Genomic DNA, 22,936 nt, shown 5'->3' on the forward strand with positions numbered 1-22,936 from the left:
TGCTTCCCATGCAGCCGTGAGGCTGCTACGCCACTTGAATAGCACGCGTTTCGCCCCCGGTGTCAATCTGCTAGTATCCAGCGTTCCCTCATTTTTGTTGGCCGCTCGGCTGGCTCCAGGTTAAGCGATGCAAGTGAAAATTTGCGGCATCACCCGTGTAGAAGATGCCCTGATGGCGATTGATGCCGGTGCGGATGCACTGGGATTGGTTTTCTACAAGGCGAGTCCCCGCTATATCGATCCGCAGGTTGCGGCAGTGATTGCCGAGGCGGTTCCTCCCTTTGTTACCCTGACCGGCCTGTTTGTGGATGCTGCCCAGAGTGAAGTGGACCTGACTTTGGGGTTGGTTCCTCTTAATTTATTGCAATTTCACGGTGAGGAAGCTGCCCGTTACTGCGAACAGTTTCGCCGGCCCTATATCAAGGCCCTGCGTATGAAGGAGGGCTTGGATGTTGTCGCAGCAATGCAGGAGCACCCCAAAGCGCGCGGGTTTTTACTGGATGCCTATCGCCCTGGTGTTCCCGGTGGTACCGGTGAGACTTTTGACTGGGATAGGGTTCCTCAGGAAAGCGGCCGGTCCATAGTGCTTGCCGGTGGACTGACAGCGGATAATGTTGCTGCAGCAATATCGGCAGCGCGGCCTCTGGGCGTGGATGTCAGCGGCGGCGTAGAGCAGGCGCCGGGTATCAAGGATCGGCAAAAAGTGAGTGCTTTTATTCGTGCAGCCAAGAACAACTAGCTGGCGAGACAGAATATTTTAGCGCCACAAGAATGTGTCGCTGCCGGCAATATCGGCGCGAGCCAGTAAATACCAGCAGATCCACGCATCTGCACCAGTATTTTCTGGCGATGCTTGAATAGTTCAGGAGGAACTATCGCTACATAGGATGAAAGCGGCACAGGGAAGTGCCGCCGCCGGCATTGCCGGCGCGAGCCAGTAAGTACCAGCAGATTCACGCATCTGCGGCAGTATTTTCTGGCGATGCTTGAATAGTTCAGGAGGAACTATTCAAGCATTAATAAATAGGCAAATAGTTTAAAAACCACGTGACCCACGGAGTATGAGTGTGAGTAAGCCAGGTGCTATCGATTTTTCCACCTTCCCGGATGCGAGCGGACATTTTGGTCCCTACGGCGGTCGCTTTGTATCGGAGACGCTGATCAGCGCACTGGATGAGCTTCAGGCCATGTATAGCCGCCTGAAAGATGATCCGGATTTTGTCGCTGCCTTTGATCACGATCTGGCGCACTACGTAGGCAGGCCATCGCCGCTGTATCTTGCTGAGCGACTGACTGAGCAGGCGGGCGGTGCGCGAATCTGGCTTAAGCGCGAAGATCTTAATCACACCGGTGCACACAAAGTAAATAACACCGTGGGCCAGGCGTTGCTGGCAAAGCACAGTGGTAAGAGTCGTGTTATTGCCGAAACCGGCGCAGGCCAGCACGGTGTGGCCACGGCTACTGTGGCCGCGCGTTTGGGATTGCAGTGCACCGTTTATATGGGCGCTGAAGATGTCAAACGCCAGTCCCCCAATGTCTACCGCATGAAGTTGTTGGGTGCCGAAGTCGTACCGGTGGAGTCCGGCTCCAAGACCCTCAAAGACGCCATGAATGAGGCCATGCGTGACTGGGTAACGAATGTCGATAATACTTTTTACATTATTGGTACAGTGGCTGGCCCTCATCCCTATCCGCAATTGGTGCGGGATTTCAATTCTATTATCGGTCGCGAAGCGCGCCGTCAGAGTCTGGAGCGCTTTGGTCAGTTGCCCGACGCCCTGGTGGCCTGTGTCGGCGGTGGTTCCAATGCTATTGGTCTGTTCCACCCATTCCTCAATGATTCAGAGGTGAAGATGTTTGGCGTTGAAGCTGGCGGTGAAGGCCTGGCCTCCGGTAAGCACGCGGCGCCACTCAACGATGGTATTCCCGGTGTTCTGCACGGCAACCGCACTTACCTGATGGAAGATGAGGACGGCCAGATTATCGAAACCCACTCCGTTTCTGCGGGCCTCGATTACCCCGGTGTTGGCCCTGAGCACGCCTGGCTCAAAGATATCGGCCGTGTAGAGTATGTCACCGCCGATGATAAAGAAGCGCTCGATGCCTTCCGTCGCCTAACCCGCACCGAGGGTATTCTGCCGGCGTTGGAGTCTAGCCACGCGGTTGCTTATGCGATGAAGCTCGCAGCTGAAATGGCGCCTGAGCAAAATATCGTGGTGAACCTCTCCGGCCGGGGGGACAAAGATATTTTCACCGTTGCCGCTATCGATGGCATTGAGGTTTAGCGGCGTTCTGCCCACCTGCCCGGGTGGGCGTATCGAAATAATCGTGACCAAGTGAGCTGGCACTAGGCCAGAAGTAGCTCAGGGAATACACAGTGACAGAACAAAATAGAATTGATCGCCGCTTTGCGAGACTGCGCGGTGAGGGCCGTAAGGCCCTGGTAACTTATATCGTCGCCGGCGATGGCGGCCTCGATAATACCGTGCCGTTGATGCACCAGCTGGTGGCCAATGGGGCGGATATTATTGAGTTGGGTGTGCCTTTCTCCGATCCCATGGCTGAGGGGCCGGTAATCCAAAAGGGGCATGAACGCGCCCTGGCCAATGGCGCCTCGCTGCGCAAGTGCTTGGCGTTGGTGAAAGAGTTCCGCCAGGTGGATGCGGAAACCCCGGTTATCCTGATGGGATATGCCAATCCGATCCAGCGTATGGGCGAGCGCGAGTTTGCCGATGCGGCGCTAGAGGCCGGTGTTGATGGTGCCCTTACGGTGGATTTACCTGCGGAAGAGTCGGGTCCGCTCAACAAGCTCTTGGCGGAGCGCAACCTGCGCAATATCTTCCTGCTGACGCCCACCACCACCGAAGAGCGTATTCGCGAGATTACCGGCCTGGCCAGCGGTTTTGTGTATTACGTCTCCCTGAAAGGGGTCACCGGTGCTGGCCATTTGGACCTGGATTCTGTGCGCGATAACCTCGAACATATTCGCCGTTTCACCGATCTGCCCTTGTGTGTGGGTTTCGGTATCAAAGATGGCAGCTCGGCGCGCTCAGTCAGTGCCCATGGCGATGGGGCGGTAGTGGGCAGTGTACTGGTGTCCGCGGTGGATGAAGCTGCGGACCTAGTCGCAGCCAAGGCGAGGCTGGGGGAAATCGTCAGCGAGATGCGCCAGGCACTGGACCGTTAGGCTTTCACCCAAGTTTAAGCGAAAAACTGGCCAGATCACCAAAAATAGCGGCTGATCTGGCTCGGTTTGATGTTCAGCTTAGTGTTTTAATTCGTAGCCTGAAACTCACCGGTCGGTAAAATGCACCGGCCTACAGAAAGCATCCGGATTTGGAAACGAGATGAGCTGGTTAGAAAAAATTGTTCCCGCGGTAATTCGCACCGAGCGACGTGCCGGCAGCAGCAAGGTCCCAGAGGGGGTATGGAAGAAGTGTGTCAAATGTGACGCCATGCTTTACCGCCCGGAGCTGGAGCGCAACCTGGATGTGTGCCCCAAGTGCGACCACCATTTGCGCATCGGCGCCCGCCGTCGCCTGGATATATTCCTCGATGAAGATGGACGCGAAGAGCTGGCTACCGATGTGTTGCCAGTGGACCGCCTGAAGTTTAAAGACGTCAAAAAGTACAAAGACCGTCTTTTGCAAGCACAAAAATCCACTGGCGAAAAAGATGCACTGATCGCCATGCAAGGCACCCTGAATGGAGAGCCCTTGGTAGCGGTGGCCTTCGAATTTGCCTTCCACGGCGGCTCCATGGGCTATGTGGTGGGTGAACGCTTTACCCGCGCGGCCCAACGCGCTTTGGAACAGCGTATTCCGCTGGTGTGCTTTTCTGCCACCGGTGGGGCGCGTATGCAGGAGGCCCTGATCTCTTTGATGCAGATGGCCAAGACCTCGGCGGTGTTGGAAAAAATGAAGATGGCGGGAGTACCCTATATCTCCATTATGACCGACCCTGTGTACGGCGGCGTTTCAGCCTCTTTGGCCCTGCTGGGCGATATCAATGCGGCCGAGCCAGGTGCGCGTGCCGGATTTGCCGGCCCCAATATTATCGAGCAGACCATCCGCCAGAAGTTGCCCAAGGGCTTCCAGCGCAGTGAATTTCTACTGGAACATGGCGCCATCGATATGATTATTCCACGCAAGGATATGCGTACCACCGTCTCGCGCTTATTGGGTAAACTGAGCGGTAATTAACTATTCCCCAATTCCCCGGAGGTCCTTAAGAGCAGTCGGTAAGAACATCTGGCTGCTGCCTCCCACCAGCGATCTATCCAATTATGTCCTCACTACAAGATTGGCTCACCCGCCTGGAGCGGTTGCACCCCTCTGAAATCGAACTCGGTCTTGAGCGTGTCTCTTCGGTTGCAGCTGCCCTGGGGGTAAAAAACCCCGCCCCTACGATGATTACCGTGGCTGGAACCAATGGCAAGGGCTCCTGCGTAGCGACTATGGAGGCACTCTTGTGCCGCGCCGGCTACTCCGTCGGCGCTTATAGTTCTCCACACCTATTGCGTTTTAATGAGCGGATACGCATCAATGGCGAGGAGGTATCCGATCAGCAGTTGGTGGAGTCCTTTGTCGCGGTGGAGGCTGCTCGCGGGGCGACCAGCCTTACCTATTTTGAGTTCACTACCCTGGCTGCACTGTGGTTATACCAGCGCGCGGGGGTGCAATATGCTTTGCTAGAAGTCGGTCTCGGTGGTCGGTTGGATGCAGTCAACTTGGTGGATGCCGACTTGGCGGTTATTACCAGCGTGGCAGTAGATCACGAGGATTGGCTTGGTAGCGATCGGGAAGTCATCGGCCGCGAGAAAGCGGGCATTCTGCGTCCCGGGGCTCCTTTTGTCTGTGCAGATAGCTCTCCACCCCAATCTGTGCTGTCTGCGTCAGAAAAGCAGGCCAGTTCCAGTTATTTTATCGGCCAGGATTTCAGTATCACTTCGAGTGGTGAGAGTGAGATTTATCACTTTGGCGATTTGGTTCTGTCAATACCGGATATCACTTTGCCGCGCCCCAGTATTGCTGCTGCGCTTACCGCGCTGACGCTTCTGGATGCGCTACCCCAGGAGGGAATAGAGGTAGCCTTGGCCCAAATAGCCCTGCCTGGGCGCTGCCAGCAAGTCTACTGGCGTGAGCGAAATCTGCTGTTGGATGTGGGGCATAATCCGGCGGCGGCTGAACACTTGGCTACTTGGTTGAAGGCCAATCCGGTGGAGGGGAAGACCCACGCCTTGGTTGCGGCGATGGAAGATAAAGATCTCGTCGGTCTATTCGCTCCTCTGCGCAAGTTGGTAGATCGCTGGCACCCGGCCTTGCTGCCGGAAAATGGTCGTGCCGCAGAGGGTGAGGCACTCTGCACCGGCCTCCTGGAAGCTGGGGTAGATGAGACGAATGTGGATCGTCGCTGTCCAACAGTGGCTGAAGGGTTGCGGCAACTGCTGCCAACCCTCAATCCACAGGATAGGTTGCTTGTATATGGATCCTTCTTTACTGTGGCGGAAGTTCTGCAGCAGATGCGAGACGAGGGTAATGGAGAATTGCGAGGATAAGGCCTCCCGCAGAGGGCGGCTGAACGACGGCTTTAAACAGCGTATTGTCGGTGCGCTGGTGCTGATTGCGCTCGCCGTGATTTTCCTGCCAAGTCTACTGGACCGGGAGTCAAAGGGGCATATCAGCGAGGTAAGCCAGATCCCGGCAGAGCCGGATATCAGCCCTATTGAGATTGCTCAGCCGGAGCCTGTTGCCGGTGTGGCGCCAGCACCGGCGGCCGGGGAAATTTTTCAGCCGGAAGTACCCGAGAAGTTCTCTAACCCCGCAGAGGGTGCGGCAAAATTTGCTGTCTCCGATACACAGCCGGGGAAGGGAAAAGATACAAATGATTCGACTTCATCAGTGGAAGTTGATACTGCCAAACAGGCGGCATCGCCATTGGTTGATGATCAGGGGCAACCGATGGCCTGGGTGGTTCAGGTGGCCTCCTACAAAGATGATTCCCGTGCACAGCAGCTGCGCATGCGCTTGATGGATGAGGGGTATCGCGCGTACACCCGTGCTGTGGAAACCGATAAGGGGCGCTTTGTGCGGGTCTTTGTAGGGCCGAAAGTGAATAAAGCCGACGCACAGACTATTAAGCGGGAGCTGGACGCACTACTGCAGGCGCAAACCCTGGTGCTTCGCTTCAAAGCTTGAGGTTTCTGTGGCTTGCGGCGGGCTGGCACTTCGGTAAAGAGGGTGGGCCGGTCTGGTCACCAAAGTAGCGGCAACCTATCCAGCTTGTGCCAGTATTTCGCGGATGGCTGGGATATTGGCCGGGCTTCTTTCACTTCTTGCTCTGGTATATCGCCTGTTTGCCCTGTGGCTATCCTCACGCAGAGGTACGCCTAAAGGGCAATTCATCTGCGCTTTTTTCGGCATAAATCCACTGCCGTAAGGTGATTAATCTACGGAGTTTTGCAGTTTGGAAAGGAAATTCCAATCGATTCGTCTACGGCTTCACGCGCTTAGCCCCTTAAGTTAGAATGCGCGCTCTTCGCGGCAGCAGCCGCCACGCAGGTAGGGTTGAATGAATTGGGCTGACTGGACCATTCTGGCTATTGTGGGTATCTCCACACTTATCGGCCTTAGTCGAGGTTTCGTGCGCGAAACCCTGTCACTGCTCACCTGGATTGCCGCTTTTGTGGTCGCGATGATGTTTCGCGAACAGCTGGCGCCACTGCTTTCAAACCTTGTCGACACCCCATCCCTCCAGGCGATTGCCGCCTTCGCCATTCTGTTCTTCGGAACGCTCCTGGCTGGGGCGCTTTTGAATATGATGCTCTCCGCTTTTGTTGAGGCCACTGGCTTATCGGGTACCGACAGGGTACTGGGTATGGTGTTTGGTCTGGCGCGTGGGGCCATTGTGGTGATGGCACTGCTGATTCTGGCCCCGGCACTGGTGCCGGTGGAGCAGGATAGTTGGTGGAGTGAGTCGGTGTTAATCCCCCATTTCCTCGAATTTGAGGGCAGTGCGCGGGAGCTGGCCAAGTCTGTGAAGGACTATTTCGTAGAGTTATTTTAATCGGGCGCTAGCGCCGCTTTTTCGATCAATAGGGTCAAATATATGTGTGGTATCGTCGGTATCGTCGGTAAGAGTGATGTCAATCTGCAGCTCTATGATGGGCTCACTCTGTTGCAGCACAGGGGGCAGGATGCTGCGGGCATCGTGACCTGTGACGATGATCGCCTGAACCAGCAAAAAGCCAACGGTCTGGTGCGCGATGTGTTCCGCGCGCGCCATATGGAGCGCCTGAAAGGTAACTTTGGTATCGGCCATGTGCGCTACCCCACTGCGGGCAGTTCCGGTCCCGCCCTGGCGCAGCCTTTCTATGTGAACTCTCCCTATGGCATTGCCATGGCACACAATGGCAATCTCACCAATGTGCGGGATGTGGTTGAAGAGATCTTCCAGCAGGATCTGCGCCACATTAATACGGATTCCGACTCCGAAGTACTGCTCAATGTATTCGCCCATGAGCTGCATAAGTTACATAAGCTGCAGCCTAAGGCTGAAGATATCTTTACCGCCATGCGCGGTGTGCACAAACGTGTGCGCGGCGCCTATGCCTGTGTGGCCCTGATTGTGGGTTACGGTATCGTCGCCTTCCGCGATCCCAACGGTATTCGCCCGCTGGTTTACGGTAAGCGTGAGACCGAGAAAGGCACCGAGTATATGGTGGCCTCTGAGTCTGTCGCCCTGGATGTACTGGGTTACACCCTGGTGCGCGATGTGGCCCCCGGTGAAGCGCTGTATATCGAGCTGGACGGTACTGTGCACTCTGAGCAGTGCGCGGAAAACCCGACCCTGACACCCTGCATTTTTGAGCATGTGTACTTCGCCCGCCCGGATTCCATTATGGATGGCGTTTCCGTACACAAGGCGCGTTTGCGTCAGGGTGAGCACCTGGCAGACAAGATTCTGCGCTTACGCCCCGACCACGATATCGATGTAGTGATTCCCATTCCCGATTCCGCCCGCACCGCCGGCCAGACTGTGGCACACCGGCTGGGGGTGAAATTCCGTGAGGGGATGGTGAAGAACCGCTATATCGGCCGTACCTTTATCATGCCTGGGCAGAAACAGCGTAAGAAATCAGTGCGCCAAAAGCTGAATGCCATCGAGCTGGAATTCCGCGGTAAGAATGTGCTGTTAGTGGATGACTCCATTGTGCGCGGTACCACTTGTAAGCAGATCATTCAGATGGCTCGCGATGCGGGTGCCGCGAAAGTCTATTTCGCCAGTGCGGCGCCAGCTGTGAAGTACCCCAATGTGTATGGTATTGATATGCCGTCTGCCAGTGAGCTGGTGGCGCATGACCGCACGACTGAAGAGATCTGTGAAGAAATCGGTGCAGACTGGTTGATTTACCAAGACTTGGAAGACTTGGTCGTAAGTTCCAGCGGAGGTAAGCAGAAAATCGATCAGTTCGACTGCTCCGTTTTCGACGGTAACTATATTACCGGCGATGTTGACGAAGATTACCTCGATAGCCTTCACGCGGCGCGCAACGATGAGGCCAAGCACAAGAAGGCCGATACTAGCACCCTGTAAGTTATCTCCGGCGGCGCTCTGTTCACGGCAGAAGAGGGCGCCATGCACGACCGTTTCGGTTAATATGACCGCTTCCAAAAAATACTGACTAGGAAGCGGTATATGTTTGAAGACGACGGTTACGCTCTGGAAACTCTGGCCGTTCGCGCCGGGCAGGTCCGCTCGGAAGAGGGCGAGCACTCCGAAGCCCTCTATCTCACCTCCAGTTACGTATTCCCCTCTGCTGCAGAAGCCGCTGCGCGCTTTACCGGCGAGAGTGTCGGCAACGTTTACTCTCGCTACACCAACCCCACCGTTCGTATGTTCGAGCAGCGCATCGCCGCGCTCGAAGGTGGCGAGGCTGCGGTAGCCACGGCCAGTGGTATGGCCGCGATCCTCAGTATTTGTATGGCGCTGCTGAAAAGTGGCGACCGGGTGATTTGCTCTCGCAGTGTGTTTGGTACCACCACCGCGCTGTTTGGCCGCTATATGGAAAAATTCGGCGTGCGTGTGAGCTATGTGGATCTCACCGATATGGATGCCTGGAAGCAGGCGGTGGATGGCTCCACCAAGCTGCTGTTTATGGAAACCCCGTCCAACCCCCTGTGTGAAGTGGCGGATATCCGCGCGCTGGCGGAGGTGGCCCACAGCGCCGGCGCTCTATTGGTGGTGGATAACTGTTTCTGTACTCCGGCCCTGCAGCGCCCACTGGCGCTTGGCGCCGATATCGTGGTGCACTCCGCAACCAAATTCCTCGATGGCCAGGGGCGCGCCCTGGGCGGTGTCGCCGTGGGGCGCAAAGAGGTTATGGATGAGCTGGTGGTGTTCCTGCGTACTGCCGGCCCCAGTATGAGCCCGTTTAACGCCTGGGTTTTCCTTAAAGGCTTGGAAACGCTCAAGCTGCGTATGCAGGCCCACTGCACCAACGCCCTGGACCTGGCCTGGTGGCTTGATGAACAGGAGATGGTGGAAAAGGTCAACTACACCGGCCTGCCCAAACACCCCCAGCACCGCTTGGCCCGCGAACAACAGGATGCCTTTGGTGCGGTGTTGAGCTTTTCCGTGCGCGGTGGTCGCGAGGAAGCCTGGAAGGTGATCGACAACTGTAAAATCCTGTCTTGCACCGCCAACCTCGGCGATGCCAAGAGCACTATCGTACACCCGGCTACTACCACCCACGGGCGTCTCAGTGATGAGGACAAAGCCCGCGCGGGCATCACCGAAAACCTGATTCGTATTTCCGTCGGATTGGAGAATGCAGAAGACCTGAAGCGCGATCTGATGCGGGGGCTGTCTTTGTTGTAGGCGCTTTGCAGGGCCTTTGCTTAAACCAGGGCACTCCCTGTCTTCCTATGATTAATAGCGGGTGCCAAATTCGATTTTTGCGAGTTTGGCACCATAGCACCCGCCCCACAGCGTTGGCGGGTGCTTACACCGGGCCGCTCCTTGGCCTGAGAAAAAAATGAGCAGTAATGGATTTGCCGTGCAAAAAATAGTTTCCGCCATCGTTTCCGATATTGGCAGTGTTTTGCTGGGAAAAGAGCGTCAGGTGAAGTTGGCCTTGGCCTGCCTTTTGTCAAAAGGTCACCTGTTGATTGAAGACCTGCCAGGTATGGGCAAGACCACACTGGCCCATGCTCTGGCGCAGGTGTTCGGTCTCTCCTATAAACGCGTGCAATTTACCAGCGATATGCTGCCGGCGGATATTCTCGGTGTATCAATTTTTGAGCGGGAATCCGGGCAGTTTCATTTTCATGAGGGGCCGGTTTTCAGCCAGCTACTGCTGGCCGATGAGATCAATCGTTCCTCTCCCAAAACTCAGAGTGCTTTGCTTGAGGCAATGGAGGAGCGCCAGGTCAGTGTCGACGGCGAAACCCGCGCGTTGCCACAGCCTTTCTTTGTGATTGCCACCCAGAACCCATTGCAGCAGTCCGGTACTTTTGCCCTGCCGGAGTCACAACTGGACCGATTCCTGATGCGCATCAGCCTCGGTTACCCCAACCGCGAAGCTGAGCGGGCCCTGTATTTAGGCGCTGATCCCCGCCAACAGCTGGCCAAGCTAAAGCCGCGTATCGACCTCGCTACTCTGAAAAAAATGCAAAGTCTGGTGGGGCAGGTGAAGGCTTCTGACAGTCTGCTCGATTATTTAGAGCGTTTGGTGCTGCATACCCGCCAGAGCTCAGATTGTGCGGTGGGTTTATCGCCCCGAGGGGCATTGGCGCTGCTGCGTGCTGCCAAGGCCTGGGCGCTGATTCATAATCGCGGCCATGTCCTGCCGGAAGATATCCAGGCGGTGCTGCCCTCGGTGGCTGGGCACCGTTTGCAGAGTGATGGCGGCAATGGCGATCAGCTGGTAGAGCGCCTTATGCGCCAGGTGGATATTATCGCGGCCTAAACAGATGAGTGTGATCCGCGACCTTCCCCGACAGGCTTCCAGTACAAGCTCGCGCAATTTTTTTCGCAGGCTGGGTGAGCGCTGGCTCAGCCGACGAGCGCCTCGCTCACGGGACATCACCCTAAATCACAGCCGCCTATTTATCCTGCCCACCCGCGCGGGGCTTGGTTATTTATTGATAACCGCTTTGCTTTGGCTGCTGGCCACCAATTACGAGAACAATCTGGTTTTTGCCCTGACCTTTTTGCTGATCAGTGTCTTCGTTATCTTGCCTGTGCATACCTTCGCCAATTTGAGTGGACTGCGCCTGCAATTGCTGGGCACTGAAGCGGCCTTTGCCGGCGATTTCGCCGAGGCACAAATTAATCTGAGCCGAGCGGACAAACGCCAACGGGAGTGGATACAAATTTGTTGGCCACCGGAAGAGGGCGCATATGTGGATCTCTGTGAGGAGCCCTCGGCGGACTTCCGTATTGCGCTGCCAGCCCTGCAGCGGGGGCGAATTCAGGCGCCGCGCTTAAAAGTTGAGAGCCGCTTTCCACTGGGGCTATTTCGCTGCTGGAGCCGCATCGACCTGGATGTTGAATTCCTGGTGTATCCGCGACCACTCGCCGCTGGCCCCCTGCCGTTGGGAGAGGCCCAGGCAGAGGGTACATCCGGCCAGGTACGTCGCGGCGGGGATGATTATGCCTCTCTCAAACCCTACCAGCCCGGTGATTCCTTGCGCCATTTGGCTTGGAAGCAATATGCCGCCGGTCGCGATCTCTATAGCAAGGAGTATGAGAGCCGCACCGATACCCGTCTCTGGCTCGACTGGGAGTTGTTGGATGGGCGCGATGTAGAGACCCGCCTGAGCAACCTGTGTGATTGGGTCTTGCAGGCGGAGAAGCAGGGAATTGCCTATGGCCTGCGCATCCCCGGCACTACTTTGCCGCCCTCTCTCGGCACCGAGCACCAGCAGCGAGTGTTGTCAGCGCTGGCCCTGTTTCCCAAGTGGGGTGGCTGATGGCGAGCAACCGGGATCTATTGCCGCGCGAAAGCCTACTGTGGATTTTCGCTGCGCAGTTTGTCGCCCTGCTACCACAGCTGAGCCAGTTGCCACTGTGGATTGGTTTTGCCTGGGCGTTTGCGGTCTATTGGCGCTTGGAGGTCTTTCGCGGGCGCCGTGATCTGCCGGGGCGCGCCCTTAAACTATTGGTGATTGCGCTTACAGTGGCGGGTTTGGCGCAAACCTACCAGCGTTGGTTTGCACTGGAGCCGATGGTGGCGCTGCTGGCTCTGTCCTTTACCCTGAAAAACCTGGAATTAGTCAGCCGCCGCGATGCCTTTGTCAGTTTGTTGCTGGCCTATTTTGTTGCCGCGACCCTGTTTGTGCGTGAGCAATCGATTCCCTATGCCCTCTACGGATTGATCGCGACCCTGGTGATTACCGCTGCATTGGCAGCACAGCTGGGAAGCTTCAGTGCGCGGCCGCGTCGGGCCTTGGGGCTCTCCTTGAGATTGTTGGCGCAGGCTACGCCCTTGATGCTGCTGCTGTTTGTGGTTATGCCGCGCCTGGGCCCTCTGTGGAATGTGCCCCAGGATACTTCTGCCGGCCGCACTGGTGTGAGTGACTCTATGGCACCGGGTGATTTCACCCGTTTATCCAAATCCGCCAAGCCGGCACTGCGTATCTCTTTCGATGGACCCATACCGCCGCCGGAGCAACGTTATTGGCGAGGGCTGGTGTACTCCGAATTCGATGGGCGTACCTGGCGGCAGGGTTTTGGTGTGGACCCGCGCAATGGTGGCCGGGTGTACTGGAATAGTGGCGAGCGTCCACTGCCACAAGTCGGTCCACGCTACCGCTACCAGGTGATCCAGGAGGCGAGCCGCAGCCCTTGGTTGTTCGCCCTGGCAAGACCCGCCTCGGACAGTGCGGGAGTGGGAGAAACCACGGACGACCGGTTGGTAAAACGTTCCCCGGTATATAGTCGCTTTGCCTATGAGGTACGTTCCTGGCCCCGAGACTCCCAGGTTATTCAGTCCACACTCAGCGGTGCCGAGCGCCGTCGCAATCTGCAGCTACCGGCAGATGGAAACTTGCGCATCCGAGACTGGGTGGAGCGCCTGCGCCGCCGGGGGTTGAGCGGTGAGGAGATCTCGTCACAGTTACTGACCCTCTACAATCGCGAATTCACTTATACCTTGAGCCCACCGGCACTCGGCAGAGACAGTGTGGATGAATTCCTGTTTGACAGCCAAAAGGGATTCTGTGAGCACTTTGCCGGCAGCTATGTTTTTGCCATGCGCGCCGCCGGAGTGCCGGCACGGGTGGTAGCGGGTTACCAGGGTGGCGAGTGGGTGAGTGGTGAGGAGTACCTGCTGGTGCGCGAGTACGACGCCCATGCGTGGGCCGAGATCTGGCTCGATGGACGCGGCTGGCAGAGGGTGGACCCCACTGCTGCGGTTGCCCCGGAGCGGGTCCGGGATGGTCTGGAGAGCGCTGCAGGGGAGGAGTTTATGCGGGATTCGCTACTGCCGGTGCACCGCTTCGATATTCTGGTGAAGCTGCGCCTGCAGTGGGACATGATCAATTACCGCTGGTATCAGACCGTGATTAGTTTTGATAGTGAGAAGCAGCGGGACACCTTGCAGCGCCTGGTGGGAGAGCTTTCCCCCCTGCGGATGGCCCTTTTTTTTGCCACACCGGTGGCGGTTGTACTATTTGGCATTCTTCTGTGGACCCGTTTTACTGGGCGTGGACGAAAACAGCCTGTGGTAGAGCGCCTCTATGCGGTTTTCTGTAAGCGCATGGCTCGGGCAGGTATCACACGGCGACCCGGCGAGGCACCGCGGGACTTCGCCGAACGTATCGCACTGGAGAGTCCCCCATTGGCAGAGTTTTCCGGGCGTGCGACAGACGCCTTTGAGCGTGCCGCTTATGGCGGGGATAAAGAAGCATTGAATGAGCTGCGCCGACTACTACGCTGGCGCTTGGGGCTCTCTTTTAGGGTGTCGGCACGTAAAAACCGGCTGATGGGTCATTAACTCTTGGAAAGTCTATCGCGTAAGATGCCTCATAGGCTGCAAAAATTTCTGCTGGGCTACAGCGGCACTTCCCTGGCTACCGGGCTGCAGGTGATTCTCCTGCCCTGGATTGCGCTCACCGTGGTGGATTTGCCGGCTCTGCAACTGGGCTGGGTGCAGGCTTCGGTGCTTTTGCCCAATCTGGTGTTCCTGCTGTTCGGCGGTGCTCTGGCCGACCGCCGTGATCCGGCCACTGTCTCCGCACTGGCTTGCATTGGTCTGGTCCTCTGCCACACAACTCTGCTGCTGGTTTACCTCCTGTCCATGATCTCCCTGCTGATATTGATGCTCTACGGTATTTGCCTTGGGATTTGTAGCGCTTTCCTGCAACCGGCGCGGGACAATCTGGTACAGCGCAGTGCACGCCAAGGCGGTGGGCAAACCTCCGAGCGACGGGTGCAGAAAACTGTGACCTGGATGATGTTGGCCCAATACGGTGGTCAGGCTGTGGGGATGTTGCTGGCGAGCCGCTTCGAACACTGGGGGCTGCAAGCCCTGCTGTTAGTACAGATAGGGGTATTGCTGTTGGCGGCCACAGCCTTGATTAGTCTGCGCGCGAGTGGGGCCAGCCGCATGACTAAGGAAAAAATCACCCACAGCCTGATTCTCGATGGCTTATCCCAGGCCTGGCGGCACCCAGTATTGCGTGAGTTGACCGCGTTGATGGCCTTTAATGGGTTTGTGCATATCGGTGTTTTTCTGGTGGTACTGCCGCTGCTGGCGGAGGATTACGGTCGCGGCGCCGGTTATTACGCCACGCTGCAACTGGCCTTCGTAGCTGGTACCGTAATTGCTACGGTGACTATGTTGCGCCGTGGCCAGGGGGCTGAACCTGGGCGCGGTATTCTTATGTGCCTGCTCTATAGCGCAGCGCTGTTGATTGCCATCAGCCTCGGTCCTACGAAGTTTGGCCTAATCCTGCTTTGTCTGTGTTGGGGGGCGGTGGCGGCGGCTTCCGCTGGCCTCGGTCGCGGCATCGTACAGTTGCTCGCCCCAGCGGAATACCGCAGCCGCATCATCTCCATTTATCAGTTTGCGCTGTTTGGCTCCGCCGCTCTTGGGGCACTGGCCGCTGGAGTCTTGAGTGAATACGCTGCCCCCCTGACCACCTTGCTGTGGGCGGGGATTTTAAGTCTGTTCGCCTTTGCCCTGGTGGCTTTAAGTGGTGCCCTGCGCCGGGTCAAAATCACTGACAGCGAGGTCTGAGTTGCTTCGTGCGACCAACATAGACGCCGCCACCATATAGTTAGGTGGGTCAGCCAATGAGTGGAGGTGTTGGTGAGTCCCGCCAAAAAGGCCAATTGGTCGGAAGAGGTCACGCGCCACAGCCATGCCCTGGATTTGAGTGAGGGCCTCTTTAGCCTGGAGGACCCTAAAGCGATCGCACAGGGATTGAAAGCGGCTGCGGAATCCAGCCAGCGGCGCAAGTCTGACCCCTATCGCTCCGCTATGTCTATGCTGACGTTCTATATCAACCGGGCGGGACAGAGGCTGCCGGCGAAAAGGCGGCGGCTACTGGAAAAGGCCAAGGAAGAATTGCGCGGGCTTTACGGGCGTCCGCGCCGGCATTGAGCCGGCGGCGGAATGTGGTGTTGAGATGAAAAACTTTAGGGCGCTTGGCAGGGCAGGCAGCGCACATAGAGGGCGCGCGGGTCGCGATAGCTCTGCAGCTCGGCGATTGGCGCCAATACCGGCTGCACGCTGTTTAGCCAGGCGCCGAGTGGCAGATTGGCTTCAAGGCTCGCGGCAATTTTCGCGTCTACATTGTCGCTCAAAGCGCGCAGGAATTTTTCGCCGGGGCTCAGTTCACGCTGGATCTCTACTACGTCGTATTCTTCGATTTCAGCAAGCTGCGCGGCGTCGGCGATGGCGTCGCTGAGATTGCCGAGATCGTCTACCAATCCTAATTTCTTGGCGGCGCGACCGGTCCATACCTGCCCCTGGGCAATCTTGTGCACCTCTTTGGGAGTGCTGCCGCGGGCTTCGGCGACAATACGCAGGAAGCGTGCATAGGTGTTATCCACCCCTTGCTGCAGAATGCTGGCTGCTGCTGGCGACAGGGCGCGATCCAGGCGCATACTGCCGGCCAGGTCCGAGGTACCTACGCCATCGGTGTAAACACCGATATGCTCGAGGGAGTTCTCAAACGTTGGGAAGGCGCCAAATACACCGATAGAGCCAGTGAGCGTGGCCGGGGAGGCCCAGATGCGATCGCCGCCAGTGGCGATCCAGTAGCCACCGGAAGCAGCGAGACTGCCCATGGAAATCACCACTGGAATTTTTGCTGCACGGGTAGCCAGCAACTCCTGGCGAATGGCCTCGGAAGCAAAGGCGGAGCCGCCGCCGCTATCGATACGCAGTACCAGGGCATCCACTTCTTTTTCTCGGGCGCGTTGGATTAATTTGCCGAGACTTTCACTGCCGATGCGACCGGCAGGTGCCTGGCCGTCGACAATAGAACCACTGGCGGTGATCAGACCAATTTTCTTGGACTCCCGGATAGGTTTGGCCGCCTCGGCAAGTTTATGGCTGCGCAAGTAGGCGAGGGCGTCAATAAACTTGTACTCGCGCTTTTTACTATCATCTTCGCCGATGGTCTTTTTCAGCTCCTCCATTGCCTCAATGCGGCTGGCGAGCTGGTCCACGAGTTTATTGGCCAGTGCGGCTTCGGCCCAACTGCCCTGATGCTGTTGCAGTTTTTGCGGCAATTCATTGATAAACAGGTCGATGCTCTCGGCGGGCAGGTTGCGCAGGCCGGTTACCTGCTCGCTGTATTCTCCCCAGAGTTCATTCAGCCAGCGCTGGTTGTTTTCACGCGAGGCGGGGGACATATCGTCACGGGTGTAGGGCTCGATAAAGTCTTTGTAATCGCCCACGCGGAACACATGGAAGTTGACTTTGAGTTTCTCCAGGGCGCTCTTGTAATAGTTGCGATAAACACCGAAGCCGGTGAGCATCACTGAGCCCATAGGATTGAGGTACACCTTATCTGCGTGGCTGGCGAGGAAGTACTGAGGTTGGGTGAAGTTGTCACCCACAGCGTAAATAGGTTTGTCCGCAGCTTTAAAGCGTTGTAGAGCCGCGCCTATTTCATCGAGCTTGCTGAGACTGCCACCTACCATGTGGTCTAGCTCTAGCACCAGTGAGGAGATACGTTTATCCGTGGCGGCATTGTCGATAGCGTCTACCAGATCTTTGACGCGCACCTCTGCGGGGCCGCGGTTGCCGCCCAGGAAAATCGGTAAAGTGGCGGGCTGGGCCAGTTCATCCACAAGAAAGCCATGGGGCGCTACGCGCAGGGCCGCGCCCTGTGGAACCACTAAACGCTCGTCCTTGCTGAAAATGGCGATACCTAGAAACAGCAAAATCAGCAGGAAGACGATATTGGTGAATACTCGTCGTAACCAAGTGATGGAGCCGCCAATCGCAGCTAAAAAGCCTCGGGCAAACCCTTTTTTCTGGGGTGAATCAGTCAAACCTCAAAACTCCTCAGTGCGTGGAAAGCGCATGTTTCCACGCCTTTGTGTCTGGAACCATTGGCGGAAATTCCGTCATGGGGTTACTGCATGCGATGCCAGCGACTGCTCATCATTGCAGAAAAGAATAGGATAAGGCTCAAAACCATCATTACGCCATCCTCCCAGCCTCGTGTAGGCATCATTACGTCGACAATGCTGGTGGTAATGTACAAAAGCAGAATAAAACAGAGCCAGAGATAACTGCGATAACGTTGCTTTATCAGGCCCGGCAGCACCAGCAGTAACGGTACCGTCTGAATCAGCCAAAGGGAGAGAGAGCCCCCCTCGATAAACAGGTTCCGCACCACAAACAGCACCAACAGGCCGATATAGCAAAACCAATTGATACGGAGCGCAATGTGTAGTTTGCGCTGAATAGTGTCGTTCACGTTGAATCCTTTATTTGGCAGCTGGAACCGCTAGGGTCTGGGCCAGTTGGCCGACACGTGTACCGAGCGCCCTGCACAGGGTGATTTCATCTTCGCTCAGGTCGCTGGTATGCCCTTTATTCCAGTGAGAAGCGCCGTAGGGCGTACCGCCGGTACTGGTCCGCATGAGGGCCGCTTCGGAGTAGGGGATGCCAGCAATCAACATGCCGTGATGCAGAAGTGGCAGCATCATTGAGGTAAGTGTGGTCTCTTGCCCACCGTGTAGGCTGCCGGTGGCGGTAAAGACCGCAGCCGGTTTGCCAGTGAGGCTGCCATCCAGCCAAATGTCGCTGGTCTGGTCGAGAAAATAGCGCAGCGGTGATGCCATATTGCCAAAGCGGGTGGGGCTGCCCATCAACAGGCCTGCACACTGACGCAGGTCGTCGAGGGTGCAGTAGGGCGCGCCCTCACTTGGCACAGGGGCCAGACTGGCCTCGGAGTCGGGAGACACTGCGGGTACGGTGCGCAGTCGCGCGGCGATACCGCTGGCTTCCACCCCCCGTGCTAGCTCAGCAGCCATGCGCGCAGTGGCGCCGCTGCGGCTGTAATAGAGAATCAGCACATAGGCTTCGCTTTCGGGCGACATTTAGAGCAGCTCCAGCGCATTTTCTGGTGGGCGGCCGATCGTGGCTTTGTCGTCTCTTACTACGATCGGGCGCTGGATCAGGATGGGATTTTCTACCATGGCCTTGATTAGCTGAGCTTCGTCAAGGTCCCCGTCTTTCAGGTTGAGTTGCTTATACGGCTCCTCTCCGGTGCGCAACAGGTCGCGTGCAGGGATGCCGAGTTTTTGCAGTACCTGGTTTAGCTCTTCAGCAGAAGGAGGGTTTTGCAGGTAGAGAATCACTTCCGGTTCCACACCGTTGTCCTGCAGCAATTGCAGGGTTTGACGGGATTTTGAGCAGCGCGGGTTGTGGTAGATCGTCCACATTATGTCGGTATCCTGTTACTGTTTGGCGTATTCTAACCGAATACCGTAGCGGAATTCTAAGGCGCAAGTCGAGTACTCGCTGCATTTGGCGGAGGTCGCACACAGGGAATGAAATTGAAATCAAGCGTGAAAGACTGGCTCGTTCAATGGCGGCGCTTTGCGACCTCTTTGTGGTCTTTATTTGTGGAGAAAAACTGCCAAAAAAGTGCGGCGGCTCTCACTTATATGACTCTGTTCGCCATAGTGCCGCTAGTGACAGTGAGTTTTGCGATGTTGTCGCTGTTCCCGGACTTTGCCGGCCTGCAAACTCGCTTGCAGGAACAGCTTTTTTCCCACTTTGTGCCGCAAAGTGGGCGTGAGGTTCAGGAATATATCAGCAGTTTTTCTGCCCAGGCGCAGCGGCTTACCGGGCTGGGTATTGCCATGCTGGTGGTAACTTCGGGACTTACACTGCGCAGCATTGAGGGCACCTTTAATTCTATCTGGGATGTATCCCGTGGGCGCAGTGGGGTTTCGAGCTTTCTATTGTACTGGGCCATTCTCAGTCTTGGGCCCATCTTATTAGGGGCAGGGCTTGCTGCCAGTACTTTCTTGCTCTCACAGAAGCTGTTTTTAGGCGGGGAAGAGGGTATCGGCATGATGGCTGTGGTGCTGCGGGTGCTGCCTTTTATTTTCACCACGATTGTTTTCACCCTGCTTTTTGTCGCTGTGCCTAACTGCTATGTGTCCCTGCGCCATGGTATTGAGGGAGGGGTGGTCACTTCAATTGCCTTTGAAATCATGAAATACCTGTTTGGTGCCATCGTTGCGCGCAGTTCTGTACAGGCTATTTATGGGGCCTTTGCCTTTGTGCCTTTGTTCCTGTTGTGGATTTATATGATGTGGATGTTGGTGCTGGCAGGCTGTGTACTGGTGCGAACCCTTTCTGTGTATCGCGCTGCAACCCAAGGCCGTCAGCATTCAGACCTGGTCGCCACTTTGATTGTCCTCTGGCAAATGTTTAAAGGTGGGTGGCATGGCAAACCTTTGCGCGAGCGTGATATTTCTTTGTTGGGAATTAAATTTGGCCAGTGGCGTCGCTTGCGGGACGTCTTACAAGCACATCGGGTGATTGCCCAGACCGATGGGAGTGATTATGTCCTACTGCGCGATCTTAATGCAGTATCGCTCATGGAGCTTTCCGGTTGGTTGAATCCTCAGTGGATTCCCAGTGGTAATCCAAGCGATTTACAAGGGTTCGAGTGGTATAGCGAAGTGGAGAGTCGTTTTGCCAAGGCGCGCGGGACTGCCGGGGAACAGCTGGGAATCACAATTGGATCTCTTTTTACCGCAGCCTTGGAAAAGGAGCAGGCCGAAGCCAGTGAAACGGAAATACCAAAACACTTAGAAAATGAAATTATGGAAGCGGAGGGTCAGGATGATGTTGCTGATAATAAAAAAAATGAAGAAAACTCTGGTAGTAACCTCTCTATTCTTGGTAAGCGTAATCGGCGCTTGTGAGAGTGACAGGCGTTTGCACTCCGTGAGTGGTGCGCCGGTTGTTACCGAGGGGAAAATAGTCCTGGTCAACTATTGGGCGGAGTGGTGCAAACCCTGTCGGGAAGAAGTGCCGGTACTTAATGAGTTGGCGCAAACCAATAGTGATGTGGTAGTGGTGGGGGTTAATTTTGATGGTTTGCCCACACCTGCAGCAATTGAGCAGGCGCAGAAACTGGGCATAGAATTTCCGCTGTTGGCCCAAGAGCCAGATGGCCGCTGGGGGCAACCCTGGCCTGAAGTACTGCCTACAACTTTAGTGATTGGTGAAGATGGTCGCTGGATAAAAACACTGGTTGGCCCTCAGACTGCTGAGGACTTAAAGGTGGCTCTCCAGTAAAGTTGTCTCTCTAAGATAATTAAAAAAAATTAATCAATATAACTATAACCAAAGTATCTATAACCAAGGTAACTATAGGGCATTGGCATATCGCTGATAGCATGCCGCCACTTTTTTAGTTTGCCCAGGGTGGGATTCTCATACCATGCACATCGGCGCTTTTGTTCTGCTTCTCGGTTTTGTGGTTTTAATGTTTGGCTTGTACCGCTGGCAGCGTGGCAGGGACACCCTTGCCCCTGGTGTGTTTGCTGGGCTGTTACTGGGTGTGGCTTTTGGGGCGCTTCTACAGCTATCGCGTAACTGGGGTGTTGCTCCGGGTGAGGTTCTGCCCTGGATTGAGATGTTGGGCGATAGCTATGTAAACCTATTGTATATGTTGGTTATGCCACTCGTACTCACTTCTATTCTGGTGGCAGTGGTAAAAGTGAGTCACACCCAGGCGCTGGGTAAAATTAGTGTGTCGGTGCTGGGGGTTTTACTCGGCACTACTGCAATTGCCGCCCTGATAGGTGTGGCCATGGCCGATTTGTTTGGGCTCTCTGCTGCGGGTCTTGTCGAAGGAACCCGTGAGGCGGCAAGGGTTGAAGTGCTCAATGAGCGAATTGGGCGGGTCAGCGATCTCTCGATTCCCGAAATTATCACCTCTTTTATTCCGCGCAATATTTTCCTGGATTTGACCGGGGCCCGCTCCACCTCTGTAATTTCAGTGGTTATTTTTGCTGTGCTATTGGGGCTTGCGGCCCTGGCTGTACGCCGTGAGTTTCCGCAGGAAGGTGCCGCTATCGAGCGCTTTGTGCATGTCGCACAAGTCTGGATTATGAAGTTGGTGCGTTTGGTTATGGCATTCACGCCCTACGGAGTTATGGCGCTGGTTGCTGGACTGATTGCCAAATCCAGCTGGGCGGATATTGCCAATCTGTTTGGTTTTGTCGTGGCTTCTTTCTGTGCGATAGGCCTAATGTTTTTGGTGCATGGTTTATTGCTGTTGGTAAATGGAGTGAATCCACTGCACTACTTCACCAAGGTCTGGCCGGTGCTGGTGTTTGCCTTTAGCTCCCGTTCCAGTGCCGCCACCATTCCCCTGAATGTGGAAACCCAGGTAGATGAACTGCGCAATTCACCGGCTATTGCCAACTTCTCTGCATCCTTCGGTGCCACTATTGGTCAAAATGGTTGCGCGGGAATTTATCCTGCGATGCTTGCCACCATGGTGGCGGTGCCGATGGGTATTAACGTGTGGGACCCAATGTGGTTGGGCACCCTGTTGGTAGTGGTGGTCATCAGCTCCTTCGGTATTGCCGGAGTGGGTGGTGGGGCAACTTTTGCCGCACTGGTGGTGCTGCCGGCAATGGGTTTGCCAGTTACCATCGCGGCGCTATTGATTTCTGTGGAGCCGCTGATTGATATGGCGCGAACTGCTCTCAACGTGAATGGCGCTATGACGGCGGGTACCTTGACCCAGCGCTGGCTTGGGGATGAGGTGCCCGGTCCAGAGGTCGTAGAAGGATAAGTAAGAGTCGCAGGCCTATGGAATAAGCACCTGAAAAAATAAAATTTCTTGTCAACCTCTGGTCCAGTAGAGCGTTCTAATCATTGCAGTTTAAACCTTATTGGTTTTCCTCAAATGGAAATGGAGTGATTTATGAAAAAACTGATTGGACTCTCGCTGTTGACTATTGGCCTGGCTTTTCCTTACTCCCTTTATGCACAGAGTGATGAGAGCGAACCGCATGACCACGGTGACCATGTTGAAGATCGTCTCGATCAAAAAGGCGATCGCATAGAGGCGAGATTGGATCAAAAGGGAGATCACATTGAAGAGCGCCTCGATAACAAGGGTGATCGCATCAATGAACGCTTGGATCAAAGAGCTGAGCAGGCTGCTGCTAATGGCAATGATAAATTGGCTGAGCGACTGGACCGCAAAGGGGATCGTATCGACAACCGGCTTGACCAGAAAGGCGAGCGAATTAACGAACGCTTGGATAACAAGGGTGCAAAAATCAATAACCGGCTAGACAAAAAAGGAGAACGCACAGATCGCCGTATGGATCGACGTGCCAAGGCTCGCAAGCGTGAAGAGGGATGATCTCGAGAACTGGGGTGGCATAAATAAAAAAGTGCGGGCGAAGTCTTTGTATGACG

The 22,936-nt window shown here is 55.8% G+C and carries 22 protein-coding genes; 18 read left to right on the top strand and 4 right to left on the bottom strand.

All coding sequences use genetic code 11. The features are described 5' to 3' along the window. The first annotated feature begins 127 nt into the window (after positions 1 to 127). The 14 genes from ACJJIC_RS09365 to ACJJIC_RS09430 all read left to right on the top strand — a co-directional run bounded on the left by ACJJIC_RS09365 (position 128) and on the right by ACJJIC_RS09430 (position 15,610). Entirely contained in the window at positions 128 to 739 is a 612-nt protein-coding gene (locus ACJJIC_RS09365; protein WP_445356810.1) for a phosphoribosylanthranilate isomerase, read from the top strand. 322 nt (positions 740 to 1,061) lie between these two features. Further along, positions 1,062 to 2,285 (top strand): tryptophan synthase subunit beta, encoded by a 1,224-nt coding sequence (gene trpB / locus ACJJIC_RS09370; RefSeq protein WP_252085165.1) that lies wholly within the window; start codon positions 1,062 to 1,064, stop codon positions 2,283 to 2,285. A 92-nt stretch (positions 2,286 to 2,377) separates the two neighbouring features. Next, positions 2,378 to 3,187 (top strand): tryptophan synthase subunit alpha, encoded by an 810-nt coding sequence (gene trpA / locus ACJJIC_RS09375; protein WP_445356811.1) that lies wholly within the window; start codon positions 2,378 to 2,380, stop codon positions 3,185 to 3,187. Between the two features lie 160 nt (positions 3,188 to 3,347). After that, positions 3,348 to 4,202: an acetyl-CoA carboxylase, carboxyltransferase subunit beta gene (accD, locus tag ACJJIC_RS09380; RefSeq protein WP_252085167.1), complete on the top strand. Its 855-nt coding sequence runs from the start codon at positions 3,348 to 3,350 to the stop codon at positions 4,200 to 4,202. A gap of 83 nt (positions 4,203 to 4,285) precedes the next feature. Then, on the top strand, positions 4,286 to 5,557 hold the full coding sequence (gene folC, locus ACJJIC_RS09385) for a bifunctional tetrahydrofolate synthase/dihydrofolate synthase (RefSeq protein WP_445356812.1): 1,272 nt from the start codon (positions 4,286 to 4,288) through the stop codon (positions 5,555 to 5,557). Continuing rightward, positions 5,538 to 6,197 (top strand): SPOR domain-containing protein, encoded by a 660-nt coding sequence (locus ACJJIC_RS09390; RefSeq protein WP_444910145.1) that lies wholly within the window; start codon positions 5,538 to 5,540, stop codon positions 6,195 to 6,197. The genes folC and ACJJIC_RS09390 overlap by 20 nt, the downstream gene beginning before the upstream one ends. A gap of 373 nt (positions 6,198 to 6,570) precedes the next feature. Further along, on the top strand, positions 6,571 to 7,065 hold the full coding sequence (locus ACJJIC_RS09395) for a CvpA family protein (RefSeq protein ID WP_252085170.1): 495 nt from the start codon (positions 6,571 to 6,573) through the stop codon (positions 7,063 to 7,065). Between the two features lie 42 nt (positions 7,066 to 7,107). Next, entirely contained in the window at positions 7,108 to 8,595 is a 1,488-nt protein-coding gene (gene purF, locus ACJJIC_RS09400; RefSeq protein WP_444885603.1) for an amidophosphoribosyltransferase, read from the top strand. A 102-nt stretch (positions 8,596 to 8,697) separates the two neighbouring features. Next, a complete protein-coding gene (locus ACJJIC_RS09405; RefSeq protein ID WP_444885602.1) occupies positions 8,698 to 9,879 on the top strand; it encodes an O-succinylhomoserine sulfhydrylase in 1,182 nt (393 codons plus the stop codon). Positions 9,880 to 10,057: 178 nt separating this feature from the next. Next, the gene (locus ACJJIC_RS09410; RefSeq protein ID WP_252085979.1) at positions 10,058 to 10,969 is read left to right on the top strand and encodes an AAA family ATPase; all 912 of its coding nucleotides are present in this window, start codon (positions 10,058 to 10,060) and stop codon (positions 10,967 to 10,969) included. Between the two features lie 4 nt (positions 10,970 to 10,973). Further along, positions 10,974 to 11,975, top strand: coding sequence for a DUF58 domain-containing protein (locus ACJJIC_RS09415; RefSeq protein WP_444910144.1), 1,002 nt, complete (start codon positions 10,974 to 10,976; stop codon positions 11,973 to 11,975). After that, complete coding sequence (locus ACJJIC_RS09420; protein ID WP_444910143.1) at positions 11,975 to 13,999, top strand: transglutaminase TgpA family protein; 2,025 nt, start codon at positions 11,975 to 11,977, stop codon at positions 13,997 to 13,999. The genes ACJJIC_RS09415 and ACJJIC_RS09420 overlap by 1 nt, the downstream gene beginning before the upstream one ends. Positions 14,000 to 14,023: 24 nt before the next feature. Beyond that, the gene (locus ACJJIC_RS09425; protein ID WP_445356813.1) at positions 14,024 to 15,244 is read left to right on the top strand and encodes an MFS transporter; all 1,221 of its coding nucleotides are present in this window, start codon (positions 14,024 to 14,026) and stop codon (positions 15,242 to 15,244) included. 72 nt (positions 15,245 to 15,316) lie between these two features. Continuing rightward, positions 15,317 to 15,610: a DUF3175 domain-containing protein gene (locus ACJJIC_RS09430; RefSeq protein ID WP_444910141.1), complete on the top strand. Its 294-nt coding sequence runs from the start codon at positions 15,317 to 15,319 to the stop codon at positions 15,608 to 15,610. A gap of 35 nt (positions 15,611 to 15,645) precedes the next feature. On the opposite strand, the gene sppA is transcribed toward ACJJIC_RS09430, so the two are convergent. From sppA to arsC, 4 genes are all read right to left on the bottom strand, one after another. Beyond that, positions 15,646 to 17,514 carry a signal peptide peptidase SppA gene (gene sppA / locus ACJJIC_RS09435; protein ID WP_444910140.1) on the bottom strand — a complete coding sequence of 623 codons (1,869 nt, stop codon included), beginning with the start codon at positions 17,512 to 17,514 and terminating at the stop codon, positions 15,646 to 15,648. 83 nt (positions 17,515 to 17,597) lie between these two features. After that, the gene (locus ACJJIC_RS09440) at positions 17,598 to 17,945 is read right to left on the bottom strand and encodes a DUF2069 domain-containing protein (protein ID WP_445356814.1); all 348 of its coding nucleotides are present in this window, start codon (positions 17,943 to 17,945) and stop codon (positions 17,598 to 17,600) included. A 10-nt stretch (positions 17,946 to 17,955) separates the two neighbouring features. Next, the gene (gene wrbA / locus ACJJIC_RS09445; RefSeq protein ID WP_444888452.1) at positions 17,956 to 18,570 is read right to left on the bottom strand and encodes an NAD(P)H:quinone oxidoreductase; all 615 of its coding nucleotides are present in this window, start codon (positions 18,568 to 18,570) and stop codon (positions 17,956 to 17,958) included. Then, positions 18,571 to 18,915, bottom strand: a complete 345-nt coding sequence (arsC, locus tag ACJJIC_RS09450) for an arsenate reductase (glutaredoxin) (RefSeq protein ID WP_252085180.1) — start codon at positions 18,913 to 18,915, stop codon at positions 18,571 to 18,573. Between the two features lie 108 nt (positions 18,916 to 19,023). On the opposite strand from arsC, the gene ACJJIC_RS09455 reads away from it, so the two are divergent. From ACJJIC_RS09455 to ACJJIC_RS09470, 4 genes are all read left to right on the top strand, one after another. Next, positions 19,024 to 20,415: a YihY family inner membrane protein gene (locus tag ACJJIC_RS09455; RefSeq protein WP_444910139.1), complete on the top strand. Its 1,392-nt coding sequence runs from the start codon at positions 19,024 to 19,026 to the stop codon at positions 20,413 to 20,415. A 22-nt stretch (positions 20,416 to 20,437) separates the two neighbouring features. Beyond that, on the top strand, positions 20,438 to 20,791 hold the full coding sequence (locus ACJJIC_RS09460; protein WP_444885594.1) for a TlpA family protein disulfide reductase: 354 nt from the start codon (positions 20,438 to 20,440) through the stop codon (positions 20,789 to 20,791). Positions 20,792 to 20,936: 145 nt separating this feature from the next. Next, positions 20,937 to 22,301 (top strand): L-cystine transporter, encoded by a 1,365-nt coding sequence (locus tag ACJJIC_RS09465; RefSeq protein ID WP_444885593.1) that lies wholly within the window; start codon positions 20,937 to 20,939, stop codon positions 22,299 to 22,301. A gap of 132 nt (positions 22,302 to 22,433) precedes the next feature. Further along, positions 22,434 to 22,880 (top strand): hypothetical protein, encoded by a 447-nt coding sequence (locus tag ACJJIC_RS09470; RefSeq protein ID WP_444910137.1) that lies wholly within the window; start codon positions 22,434 to 22,436, stop codon positions 22,878 to 22,880. The last annotated feature ends 56 nt before the right edge of the window (positions 22,881 to 22,936 follow it).

This window comes from Microbulbifer mixtoriginis (SeqCode), assembly GCF_052468275.1.

Coding starts and splice junctions, on each gene's coding strand:
- accD (WP_252085167.1), top strand. CDS start 3,348: ATGAGCTGGTTAGAAAAAATTGTTCCCGCGGTAATTCGCACCGAGCGA.
- trpB (WP_252085165.1), top strand. CDS start 1,062: ATGAGTGTGAGTAAGCCAGGTGCTATCGATTTTTCCACCTTCCCGGAT.
- ACJJIC_RS09420 (WP_444910143.1), top strand. CDS start 11,975: ATGGCGAGCAACCGGGATCTATTGCCGCGCGAAAGCCTACTGTGGATT.
- folC (WP_445356812.1), top strand. CDS start 4,286: ATGTCCTCACTACAAGATTGGCTCACCCGCCTGGAGCGGTTGCACCCC.
- ACJJIC_RS09465 (WP_444885593.1), top strand. CDS start 20,937: ATGCACATCGGCGCTTTTGTTCTGCTTCTCGGTTTTGTGGTTTTAATG.
- ACJJIC_RS09415 (WP_444910144.1), top strand. CDS start 10,974: ATGAGTGTGATCCGCGACCTTCCCCGACAGGCTTCCAGTACAAGCTCG.
- ACJJIC_RS09390 (WP_444910145.1), top strand. CDS start 5,538: ATGGAGAATTGCGAGGATAAGGCCTCCCGCAGAGGGCGGCTGAACGAC.
- purF (WP_444885603.1), top strand. CDS start 7,108: ATGTGTGGTATCGTCGGTATCGTCGGTAAGAGTGATGTCAATCTGCAG.
- ACJJIC_RS09365 (WP_445356810.1), top strand. CDS start 128: ATGCAAGTGAAAATTTGCGGCATCACCCGTGTAGAAGATGCCCTGATG.
- ACJJIC_RS09395 (WP_252085170.1), top strand. CDS start 6,571: ATGAATTGGGCTGACTGGACCATTCTGGCTATTGTGGGTATCTCCACA.
- ACJJIC_RS09455 (WP_444910139.1), top strand. CDS start 19,024: ATGAAATTGAAATCAAGCGTGAAAGACTGGCTCGTTCAATGGCGGCGC.
- arsC (WP_252085180.1), bottom strand. CDS start 18,915: ATGTGGACGATCTACCACAACCCGCGCTGCTCAAAATCCCGTCAAACC.
- wrbA (WP_444888452.1), bottom strand. CDS start 18,570: ATGTCGCCCGAAAGCGAAGCCTATGTGCTGATTCTCTATTACAGCCGC.
- ACJJIC_RS09405 (WP_444885602.1), top strand. CDS start 8,698: ATGTTTGAAGACGACGGTTACGCTCTGGAAACTCTGGCCGTTCGCGCC.
- ACJJIC_RS09425 (WP_445356813.1), top strand. CDS start 14,024: ATGCCTCATAGGCTGCAAAAATTTCTGCTGGGCTACAGCGGCACTTCC.
- ACJJIC_RS09470 (WP_444910137.1), top strand. CDS start 22,434: ATGAAAAAACTGATTGGACTCTCGCTGTTGACTATTGGCCTGGCTTTT.